This window comes from Paraburkholderia sp. GAS38 (assembly GCF_050434965.1).
In the GTDB taxonomy this organism is placed as follows: Bacteria; Pseudomonadota; Gammaproteobacteria; order Burkholderiales; family Burkholderiaceae; genus Paraburkholderia; species Paraburkholderia phenazinium_A.
In genome coordinates this window covers 252802-263553 of the sequence record NZ_JBNDJO010000014.1, presented here as the reverse complement: position 1 = coordinate 263553, position 10752 = coordinate 252802, and the positions used below count along the sequence as shown (strand labels likewise).

At 64.0% G+C, this 10752-nt stretch carries 10 protein-coding genes; 1 reads left to right on the top strand and 9 read right to left on the bottom strand.

Features of this window, described 5'->3' with window-relative positions; translation table 11 throughout:
* Positions 1–182: 182 nt before the first annotated feature.
* From P3T42_RS28835 to phnS, 8 genes are all read right to left on the bottom strand, one after another.
* Complete coding sequence (locus tag P3T42_RS28835) at positions 183–743, bottom strand: phosphonate degradation HD-domain oxygenase (protein ID WP_074295829.1); 561 nt, start codon at positions 741–743, stop codon at positions 183–185.
* A 4-nt stretch (positions 744–747) separates the two neighbouring features.
* Positions 748–2199, bottom strand: a complete 1452-nt coding sequence (phnY, locus tag P3T42_RS28830; RefSeq protein ID WP_429307977.1) for a phosphonoacetaldehyde dehydrogenase — start codon at positions 2197–2199, stop codon at positions 748–750.
* Entirely contained in the window at positions 2196–3461 is a 1266-nt protein-coding gene (phnA, locus tag P3T42_RS28825) for a phosphonoacetate hydrolase (protein ID WP_429307976.1), read from the bottom strand. The genes phnY and phnA overlap by 4 nt, the downstream gene beginning before the upstream one ends.
* 90 nt (positions 3462–3551) lie before the next feature.
* The gene (locus P3T42_RS28820) at positions 3552–4265 is read right to left on the bottom strand and encodes a phosphonate utilization associated transcriptional regulator (protein WP_429307975.1); all 714 of its coding nucleotides are present in this window, start codon (positions 4263–4265) and stop codon (positions 3552–3554) included.
* A 78-nt stretch (positions 4266–4343) separates the two neighbouring features.
* Entirely contained in the window at positions 4344–5207 is an 864-nt protein-coding gene (gene phnV / locus P3T42_RS28815; RefSeq protein ID WP_074295832.1) for a 2-aminoethylphosphonate ABC transport system, membrane component PhnV, read from the bottom strand.
* Positions 5207–6133, bottom strand: a complete 927-nt coding sequence (locus tag P3T42_RS28810) for a 2-aminoethylphosphonate ABC transporter permease subunit (protein WP_429307974.1) — start codon at positions 6131–6133, stop codon at positions 5207–5209. The genes phnV and P3T42_RS28810 overlap by 1 nt, the downstream gene beginning before the upstream one ends.
* Positions 6111–7208, bottom strand: a complete 1098-nt coding sequence (gene phnT / locus P3T42_RS28805; protein ID WP_074297380.1) for a 2-aminoethylphosphonate ABC transport system ATP-binding subunit PhnT — start codon at positions 7206–7208, stop codon at positions 6111–6113. The genes P3T42_RS28810 and phnT overlap by 23 nt, the downstream gene beginning before the upstream one ends.
* 156 nt (positions 7209–7364) lie before the next feature.
* Positions 7365–8459 carry a 2-aminoethylphosphonate ABC transporter substrate-binding protein gene (gene phnS, locus P3T42_RS28800; protein WP_429307973.1) on the bottom strand — a complete coding sequence of 365 codons (1095 nt, stop codon included), beginning with the start codon at positions 8457–8459 and terminating at the stop codon, positions 7365–7367.
* A 348-nt stretch (positions 8460–8807) separates the two neighbouring features.
* Here phnS and P3T42_RS28795 point away from each other — a divergent pair, with 348 nt between their 5' ends.
* Complete coding sequence (locus P3T42_RS28795; protein WP_429307982.1) at positions 8808–9917, top strand: 2-aminoethylphosphonate--pyruvate transaminase; 1110 nt, start codon at positions 8808–8810, stop codon at positions 9915–9917.
* Between the two features lie 29 nt (positions 9918–9946).
* Here the strand turns inward: P3T42_RS28795 and P3T42_RS28790 are convergent, their stop codons facing one another.
* Positions 9947–10702, bottom strand: coding sequence for a DeoR/GlpR family DNA-binding transcription regulator (locus tag P3T42_RS28790; protein WP_074295836.1), 756 nt, complete (start codon positions 10700–10702; stop codon positions 9947–9949).
* Between the last annotated feature and the right edge of the window lie 50 nt (positions 10703–10752).

Sequence of the window (10752 nt, the reverse complement as noted above, 5' to 3'; positions counted from 1 at the left end):
AAAGCCTTGCCACTGCTGGCTCTCCCGTCCCCGCGCTCCGGTGTCCGGAACGCGAAAGAACGAGATTCTAGCGACCCCACCCGGGCCTGGCAAGCGTTATTTTGATACTCACAAAAGGGGAAACGAAGCCCCGCGACGCTCCGGTCACGGGCACCTCGACATACAGGAATAAACGGCTCAGCTTAGGCCGTCGCGTGCGTCTCCATCACCCGCTCTACAACGCTCAGGTAATGGTCCAGATCCGGGGTTGCACGGTTCGCTTCCTTGGCCAGATCGTCCCAGCGGCGCACGCGTAGTGCGTCCTCCGCATAAGGCTTACTGAGGAACGTTTCGGCTTCCTGCCGGCTGAAGATGCCGCCCTGCAACTCAAGACTGCGCACGGAATCGGCGGAGAGAAGACCGAAATACGTGTCGTCGATTGCACAGAGGCAGCGTTTGGCGTCGACGTGCAGCCGGATCGGCTCCAGCACCGCCTCCGGCAAAACCGGCCGCAGAAACGGCAACGCGAAGTACTGGTGCAGATCGTCGATACCGCGCTCGCTCGGCGTGTCGCCGAAACGATTCAGCAAATGCCCAAGGTCATGCAGGAAGGCCGCCGCAACCAGCTCGTCGCTCGCGCCCTCGTCTTCTGCCAACGCGGCGCTTTGCAGCGCATGTTCCAACTGCGTCACCGGCTCGCCGCTATACGCAAGACTGCCGTGCTGCTCAAACAGGGTACGAATGTCATTCAGACTCAAAGCCACACCACTACTCCCAAGGTAAAGAAAATGTCTTGAGGTTGGTAAAGCTCTTCATGGCTTCCTGCACCCCTTCCTTGTAACCCAACCCCGAATCCTTGATGCCGCCGAACGGCGTCAGCTCGATCCGGTAACCCGGCACTTCCCACACGTTGACCGTACCGACCCGCAATTCGTTGATGAACCGCGTAATCGCATCCTGACGGTTGGTGCACACACCCGACGACAATCCGAACGCCGTGCCATTGCTGATCCGGATCGCGTCGTCGAGCGTATCGAACGTAATGATGGGCGACACCGGCCCAAAGGTTTCCTCGCGCACCAGCGACATCGCCGGATCCACGCGATCCACCACGGTGGGCGCATAAAGCGCGCCCGAGCGCTCGTTCCCCACCAGCAGGCGCGCGCCGCAGGCCACCGCCTCATTGACGCGCGCTTCGAAAAGTTGCGCCGCGGCTTCGTCGATGACGGTGCCCATCTGGTTCGCGGCATCGAACGGATCACCGTAGGACCACGCGCGCGTCTTCTCGACCACCAGTTCGGTAAATGGCGCCGCCACGCTCTTTTGCACCAGCATGCGCTTGACGGCCGTGCAGCGCTGGCCCGAGTTCTTATAGGAGCCCTGCACAGCAAGCGTGGCCGCACGTTCGAGATCGGCGTCTTCGAGGACGATCAACGGATCGTTGCCGCCCAGTTCCAGCACGACACGCCGATACGCCGCCTTCGCGGCAATATATTTGCCGATCGCGACACCACCCGTGAACGTCACCAGTTCGGCAAGCGGGTGCGTAATCAGCTCGTCGGCGATCTCGCGCGGGTCACCGGTCAGCACCTGCAGCATCGGCTCGGGCAACCCGGCCTCATACAGGAGATCGGCCAGATAGAAAGCCGAGAGCGGCACCTTCTCGGACGGTTTCAGCAAGACCCGATTGTTGGTCGCGATAGCCGGCGCGACCTTGTGTGCGACCTGGTTCATCGGATGGTTGAAAGGCGTAATCGCGACGATCACACCGGCGAGCGGCTCACGCTGCGCAAACACGCGGCGCTTCTTGCCGTGCGGCGTCAGATCGCACGAGAAGCTCTGGCAGTCGTCGCGCAAGGCTTCGATCGCGGCGAACCTGAACACGTCGGCAACCCGCCCGATCTCGTAACGCGAATCCTGCTTCGAGAGACCGGATTCGAGCGAGATCAGATCCGACGCAGCCTCGCTACGCTCGCGCAGCAAGCCAGCCGCGCGTTCGAGAATCTGCGAGCGCTCGTAGCGCGTAAGCTTCGCCTGATAGGCGCCGGCGTATTCGAACGCGGCGCGCACATCGTCGATGCTTGCCAACGGCACCGTGCCGACGCGCAATCCGGTATACGGATCGAACACGTCGAGCGTGCGTTCGCGCGACGCCCGTTCGCCCTTCAGGCGCAGAGCTTCGACGCGAAACGCAGGATGGTCCGTCAGCACGGCATTCATGCTGCCGCCACGTGGTTCAGGGCAAGATCGAACACGTCGAAATTGCGCAAGCGCTTGCCTTCGACCAGACCTTCAAGATGCCGGTTGAAGATCAGCGGCACGACCTGTTCGGAGATGCCGCCGTGCGAACGCAGCGGCACTGTCAGCCCTGAGAGGTCATGCTCGTCGCGACGCGTGCCGAGTACTACATCACGCGTACTGACCACTACGATGTCGCCCACGCGGTCGTTCGGCAATTCGAAGCGCTCGCAAGCCGCGCGGTTATCGAGCACGACTTCGACGCCCTCGAGACCGCCCAGCCGTTCGATCACCTGCCCCACATCCACCTCATGCGGCAGATAGATCGTGGCAAACGACCCGAGCGCGCCGTGGTGGACCACATACGGATCCGTGATCGGCAAGATCACGCGAGCCTTGCGCGCGCCCAGCCATTCGTCCATCACATCCTGCAGATAGATGACATTCGGCTCGCCGGTCAGCGGGTCGTGCTTGGCATTCATGCCATGGTCGGCGGTCAGGCCGATCACCCAGCCGAGTTCGTCGAGTTGCGCGAGATAGCGGTCCATCATCGCGTAAAAATCGTTCGCGCCCTGGGTGCCCGGCGCCCACTTGTGCTGGATATAGTCCGTGGTGGACAGGTACATCAGATCGAGCTTGCGCGTTTGCGCGAGACGCACGCCAGCGGCAAAGACGAACTCGGACAACCCCGCGCTATACACATCCGGCACCGGCAAGCCCACCAGATCGAGCACATCCGCGATGCCGTTTTCTTCCAGCGTCACCGTGTCCGCTTTCTCCGCCGAGAAACAGATGCCTTTCAGTTGCCAGCCGAGCAGGCGGCGCAACTTGTCTTTCGCCGTCACCACGGCGACCGCCGCGCCTTGGCCGGCGGCGGCTGCAAGGAGTGTCCCCGCGCGCAGATAGGCGGGATCGTTCATCATCACTTCCGCGCCCTCGCCGCCGTTGGCCTGCGGATCCCAGAAGTAGTTGCCGCAAATGCCATGCACCGAAGGCGGCACACCGCAGACGATGGACAGGTTATTGGGGTTGGTGAACGAGGGAATCACGCAATCGCCTTTGAGCGCCGTGCCCTCTTTGAGCATCTTGCCGATGAACGGAGCGACGCCCGCCGCCACCGCGGCTTCAAGATAGTCGTACTCGCAACCGTCGACGCACACAACGACCGTAGGCCTCGGCGACAGCCGGTAGGCCCGGCCATTCACTTCCACACTGCGCTCGCTCTGTTCGGACTGGATAGACATCGCTCTCTTCCCTGCGCGTGATTCCGCGCGTTCTTCGTCGATCGGGGCGGGCAACGGCAACATGCTCCACTGTCCCGCCGGTTCAACCGCCTAAACTTGCTGGCCGGCCGCCTCGGCCGCTTGACAAGCCTCATGCGCCCGCTGCAAACCGCCGTTCACGTGCGCATGCATCAGCGCCGCGGCATGCTCGGCATCGCGCGACGCGAGCGCCGTCAGAATGGCGCGATGCTCGGCCAGCGAACGCTCCATCGCGTCGGCATGCACAACCAGCGCCGCGCGCCGGAACAAACTCAGTTCACCCACCAGACGCCGGTACGTCTCATACAGCTTGGTATTTCCTGCCGCCGCGACGATGCCGTCGTGGAACGCCACATTGGCGCGTGCATAGGCATCATGGTCCGCCGTGTCGAGCGCGCTGCGCATCGCGTCGATCTGCTTGCGCAGACCCGCCAGTTGCGCCGCGTCGATGCTCGCCGCCAGCATCCGGCACGCCGCCTCTTCCAGCACGGCCCGCACGGCGTAAATCTCATCCGCCTCCGCGAGCGACACGACCCGCACGAACACACCGCGGTTCTTTTCGGTCCGCACCAGCCCCGCCTGCTCGAGCGCGCGGAACGCTTCGCGCACCGGCCCCCGCGAGACCTGCAGACGCGCGGCCCAGTCCGCCTCGTTGAGCTTGGCGCCGGGAACCAGCGCGCCTTCAATGATGTTCCGTTCAATCTCGTCGCGCACCAGCGCCGTGAGCGAATGCCGGCGTACGACGTCAATCGGATCGGCTGAGGCTGTTTCCATATTTTCAGTCATTTCGACATTTTTTGCCACATCAACATGTGTCGAACAGCAACTTGGCGTTCGACACCAGAAGTCAGGGCAAGCGGCCGGTCAGTCGGTCCGGCGGCGCGGGACCCGCGCGGCGATCAGCAGCAGCGCAGCGAGTGAGACAAGCAGCAGGATCAGCGAGAGCGCGGAGGCCGGCAGGTAGTAGCCGCGCTCGACCTGGCCGACCACGACGATCGGCACCGTCGCGAAGCCAGGCGGATAAACAGTCAGCGTCGCGCCCAGTTCGCCGAGCGAAAGCGCGAAGCCAAGCGCAAGACTCGCGCGGATGGCCGGCACCAGTTGCGGCAGCACGACACGCCGCAGCACCATCGCCGGCGGCGCGCCGAGACTCGCGGCGGCCTCGCGCAGAATGGTCAGCTCCGGGCGCAACGCGGCGGCCGCGCAGCGGTAGCAGAACGGCAACACCAGGGCGAGCTGCACGAACACGACAATCGCCGCCGAACTCGACAGGTCGAGTGGGCGCTTGTGATACGCAATCAGCACGGCGAGCCCAAGCACCACGCTTGGCACGCCGTTGGGCATCATCGCGATCGTATCGACGAGCGCGCCCAGCCCGCGACGATCGCGTCCTTCGAGCGCCAGCGCCAGCCAAAGTCCGAGGATCGTGCCCAGTACCGCCACGCCGAAGCCGATCTCGAGGCTCGTGCTGAGCGCATCGAAATCGCTCGAACCGAGCCGCTCGAACCAGCGCATGCTGAAACCGTCGGGCAGCATCGTGCCCGACCAATGGGCGGCTACGCTCGACAGCGCCACCACCACCACCGGCAACACGAACAGCCAGAAGCACAGCAAGGCGGCGAACGCCATGAACACGCCGCCGGCGACGCGCGTCAGCAGACTGCGCTGCACCGGCCGCGCACGCTTGTGCATGACCGGCAAGACAGTGGGATCCAGTTCGACGGCCATTACCGTGCTCCTCTAACCTTGCGTCGGTTGACCTGGCGGTACAACGCATACAGCGACAAAGACATCATCAGCATCACGACCGCACCGGCGGCGGCGGTCGGCAGATCCAGATCGACGGTCGCCGAACTGTAGATGGCCACCGGCAGCGTGATCAGATGCGCGCTGCCGAGCACCAGCAGAATGCCGAACTCGTTCAGGGTCAGCAGGAAGCAGAGAATCGTCCCGGCTGCAATGCCCGGCCACGCCAGCGGCAGGATCACCTTGAACGCCACCATCAGGCCGTTCGCACCGAGACTGCGGGCGGCTTCGATCAGACGCATGTCGAGCGTCGCAAACGAAGCGAGTGTGGGACGCACGACGAACGGCGCGTAGAACACCACTTCCGCGAGAATCACCCCACCCACGCCGAACAGGAAGTCGAGCGGCGGCGCCTGCAGATGGAACAGCCGCTGCAAGCCGATACTGACCGAGCCTTGCGAGCCGTACAGAAAGATCAGCGTGAAGGCCACGAGAAACGAGGGAAACGCGACGAACAGTTCGAGGAAACGCGTCACGAGCCGCGCGCCGGGAAATGGCTTGAAGAACAGCAGCGAGGCCAGCGCCACACCGAGCAGCGAAGCCAGACCCGCACTCGCGAACAGGATCCACAGCGTCGTGCCGACCACGCCGCGCGTTTCAGGATTGCCGAAGAAGTTGCCGTAAGCCTGGAAACCGAATCCGCCGTGCGGGCCGGTCAGGCTCAGCAACACGAGCCGCACCAGCGGATAGATCACCAGCGGCCCCAGCACCACCACGGCGAGGAACAGCAAATGCCATTGAGCCGCGCGTTCGCGGCGGCGCACCGCGGCCGCGTGCGATGCGAAGGTGGCGGTGCGCCGCGCGTCGCCGAGCGCGTCCGGGCTATCAGGGGTTGATAAGGACGACATCGTCTGCCTCATAACGCAGGGAGATACGCGCGCCCTTTTCGGGCGACATGCCGTGGCCGCGCTGCATGGTGACGAGCACGGGTTCGTTAGGCATTGCGTCGAGGACGACGGATACCGACAGCACCGCGCCGTACCATTCGACCGAAGTGATCAAGCCGTGCAGATGTCCTTCGCCGAGCGGAACGATCCGCAGCGCCTCGGGACGCAGGCAGGCCACCCGCTCGCGCTCGTTGTAGCGCGAATCGCCCATCGAAAACGCAACGTGCGGCGGCAGCAGATTGGCCGCGCCGAGATAACGCGCGACGAAGCCGTCGTTCGGCTGGTCGTACAGTTGCTGCGGCGTGCCGAGTTGCGCGATATGGCCTTCGCGCATCAGCAGCGTGCGGTCGGACAGCACCAGCGCGTCGTCCTGATCGTGCGTCACGCAGACGATGGTCAGATTCGGCAGGCGCTCATGCAGCGCCTTCAGTTCGGAGCGCACCGAGGCGCGCAGATTGGCATCGAGTGCGGAAAGGGGTTCGTCGAGCAGCAGCACATCCGGCTCGATCACGAGCGCACGAGCGAGCGCCACGCGCTGCTGCATGCCACCCGAAAGTTGCGCCGGCATCACATGACCGGCATCGCCCAGTTGCACGAGCTTGAGCGCTTCCGCGACGCGCCGGGCAATATCCTTGGACGACTCGCGACGCGCGCGCAAGCCGAATGCCACGTTATCGAACACCGAAAGATGCGGAAACAGCGCGTAGCTCTGGAACAGCAGACCGAGATTGCGCTTGTGCGGCGGCACGTGTGTGAGGTCGTGACCGGCCACCGTCAAGGTGCCGGCCAGTCCGTCCGCCTCGATGAACCCGGCGATGAAACGCAACAGCGTCGTCTTGCCACAACCGCTGCGGCCGAGCACCGTCAGCAATTCGCCGCGCTCGATGTTCAGCGACAGGTCGTCGAGCACCGTGCGCGTGCCGAAGCGCACGGTCAGATGCTCGATCTGCACGCCGCCGGGCGTGCCCGGTTGCGCCGCAGCGAGCGCCTCCGGTGAGGCGCCGAGCGCGCCAGGGGCAAGAGTGGCGGTATTCACCGGATTCATCCTCCAACTAAGGTATTGCGGGTAAAGGCCCCGGCCGCCCGGCCAGTCGAATAGCCGGATAGTTAGCCGTGCATCGAGCCAACTATCCGGCAACCACGTGGCAACTGCATGGCAACGGCGGCCGAGGCGTGCTGCGAGACCTGCTGCTTACTGCGCCGGCTTGACGACTTCGACCTGCTTGCCGGAGTCACCGATCACGTCGTTCTTCCAACGCGCGGTCCAGTCGGCCTTCTTCGCCATCACCTGGGTCCAGTCCACCGGAATCAGCTTCACGCCGGCGATGGCCTGCTTCACCGCTTCACCGTTCTTGCCGGCGAGCGGCACGTCGGTGCGGCCCGGGATACCGAAGATGTCCGGCACCTTGGCCTGCACTTCCTTCGACATCAGGTAGTCGATCAGCTTCTTGCCTTCAGCCTGGTTCGGGCCGTTCTTGATCAGGCCGATCGCGTACGGCAACTGGAAGGTCGTCGGCTTGCCGCCGGGCGCTGCGGCGAGGAAGATCGGCTTGAGCGACAGGCCGCCATTGGCTGCGTCGTCCAGGTCCATCTGCAGGTCGCCGTTGGCGAGCGAGATTTCGTTGCGCGAAAGCAGCACGTCGAGGTAGCCCGTGCCCTTGGTGTGGAACTTGGCGCTTTGCTCCAGCTTCTTCAGATAGTCGAACGCCTTGTCTTCACCCATCAGCGAGGTCGTGAGGATGATCACGGCCATGCCGTCGCCGGCGGTCGCCGGGTTCGAGTAGGCAATCTTGCCGGTGTAATCCGGATGCAGCAGATCGGCAAACGTCTTCGGCTGGGTCTTCACGACGTCCGGGTTGATCGCGAACGAGAAGTAGTTGTTCACGAACGTCGCCCACGTCCCGTTCGACGCCTTGGCGATCGCCGGCACGTTCTTGTAGTTGGCGCTCTGGTAAGCCTGCAGCAGGCCGGACTGATCGGCTTGCTGGATGAACGGCGGCAGCGTGACGAGAACGTCGGCCTTTGGCTGGTCCTTTTCGATCGTCGCGCGGTTCACCACTTCACCGCTGCCTGCCGTCACGATGTTGACCTTGACGCCTTCCTGCTTTTCAAAACCCGGCAGCACATCCTTGTAGAGATTTTCGAGGCCGTCGGCCGTGTACAGCACCACCGCGTCGGCGGCCTGGGCCGGCAGCGCCGCGCCTCCAAATGCAGCAGCCACCACGAGTGCCGGCAAAGTTTTGCGGACGATGTTGGCAGTCGCGCGAAGGTGATTCGTCTTTTTCATGTCGCTCTCTCCGAAAGGCAATAAACCAGACGGTCGGGAAAACCCGATACCTGTTGTGATTTGACGGCGGTAGCGCCGCGCCGCTTGCGTATGCCCACAGCCGATTGCCAGGATAGTGCGATTGCAGATTGCTGACAACCTTGCTGCTTCTTTTCCAGCCAGACTTACAGCCAACCTCGCACTTTGGCGCTGCCTGCCTTGCCTGAACGGGCACCGCAAGGATTGCAGGTTTCCGTGACAGCGCCGTGACCATTCTGTCTATTTCCAACAAATGACACAATTCGCCAATAATATGCAAATCGGAATGTGGTCAAAAAAGTTTATTCATCTGACGACGGAGGCTTTGTGATTACTGGAAACGACCCGATCCTGCTCACCCCGGGGCCGCTGACAACCTCGCCCGCCACGCGCCAGGCCATGCTGCGCGACTGGGGTTCGTGGGATGCCGCCTTCAACCGGATGACCCAGACTGTGTGCGCCGACCTCGTCGAGATCGTACACGGTGAAAACGACTACGTTTGTGTGCCGTTGCAGGGCAGCGGCACCTTTGCCGTCGAAGCGGCCATCGGCACGCTGGTGCCGCGCCAGGGCTGCGTGCTGGTGCCCAACAACGGCGCGTACTGCGCGCGCCTGATCCGCATCCTGCAGCGGCTCGGCATTGCGTATGTGGAACTGCCGCTGCGCGAGGACGAGCCGGTCAGCGCAGCGGCGATCGAGGACGCCTTCAACCGCGACTCGCGCATTACCCATGTGGCTCAGGTGCACCTGGAGACGAGCGCCGGCCTGCTCAATCCGCTCGACGATATCGCCGCACTGTGTCAGCGGCACGGCAAGAGCCTGATTGTGGACGCCATGAGTTCGTTCGGCGCCCTGCCCATCGATCTGCGCAAGGGCGGCATCGACGCGCTGGTGTCGGCCAGCGGCAAATGTCTGGAGGGTGTGCCGGGCATGGGGTTCGTGATTGTGCGCCGCAGCGTGCTGGACGCCGCCGCTGGCCGTTCGCCTTCGCTCGCGCTCGACCTGCAGGATCAATACGCGTACATGCAGAAGACCACGCAATGGCGCTTCACGCCGCCCACGCACGTGCTTGCCGCGCTGCGCTGCGCACTCGACCAGTTCATCGCGCAAGGCGGCCAGTCCGCCCGCGGCGCGCGCTACATGCGCAACTGCGCGGCCTTGGTCGAGGGCATGACGGCGCTCGGCTTCGAGCCGTTCCTGAAACCGGAGGTGCAGGCGCCGGTGATCGTGACCTTCCATGCACCGCGCGATCCGGCGTGGAATTTTGCGGATTTCTACGCCGCTGTGCGCGAGGCCGGTTATGTGCTGTATCCGGGCAAGCTGACCCAGGTGGAGACGTTCCGGGTGGGCTGTATCGGTGCGATCGACGCTAATGAACTGCACAACGCAGTCGCCGCGATCGGCCGCACGCTGGCCTGTCTCGGGCTGAGCGTCAAATGAGACCGTCGCGCGTCCGGTCACTGACCTGATCAGGCGATCAGCAGTTCCGGCCCGCGCGCGGCGATGGCCTTGGCGAGCGTGCGGTCCGGCGCCAGCTCGGTCACGAGATAGCGCGCGCTTTCGAAGCCGTTGATGCGCACCGGCGTGACCCGCCCGAACTTTGAATTGTCCGCCACGACCACCACCAGATTCGCGGCCGAGATCATCCGGCTGCGCACTTCGGCGACCATGCGCGTGTAGTCGGTCAGCCAGGCATCTGGCGTAATGCCGCCCGCGCCGACGAAGGCAAAATCCGCGTGGTACTGCGTCAATTGCTGCACCGTGTCGAGGCCGAAGGTGGCGTCCTCGTTCTCCGAGAGCTCGCCGCCCAGCAACGTCACGCGATTCTCGTTACGCCGGCCGAGCAGCAAGGCGATGCGCCAGTCATTGGTATACACCGTGAGCCGGTGCCGCCCGGTCAGTGCGCGCGCCACGGCCTGCGTGGTGCTGCCCGAGTCGATGATGAGCGAGGCGCCGTCCGGTACCAGTTCGGCCGCGCGTTCGCCGATAGCCCGCTTGGCGCTGGCGTTGGCCGCCTCGCGGACATCCAGATCGGGCTCGCGGCGATCGCCCGACAATGCGCCGCCGTGCGTCGTCACGATCAGGCCGCGACTGGCCAGGGTATTCAGATCGCGCCGGATGGTTTCGCGCGAGACGTTCAGTTCGCGTACCAGCTCGGCTACCGACAGCGCGCCGTTCCGAGTGACTTGCGCGAGAATGTATTGATGACGTTGTTCAGCAAGCATCGATAGACGGCCGGCGAGCGGCGCACTTAGGTTCAGGAGTGCGCCGTATT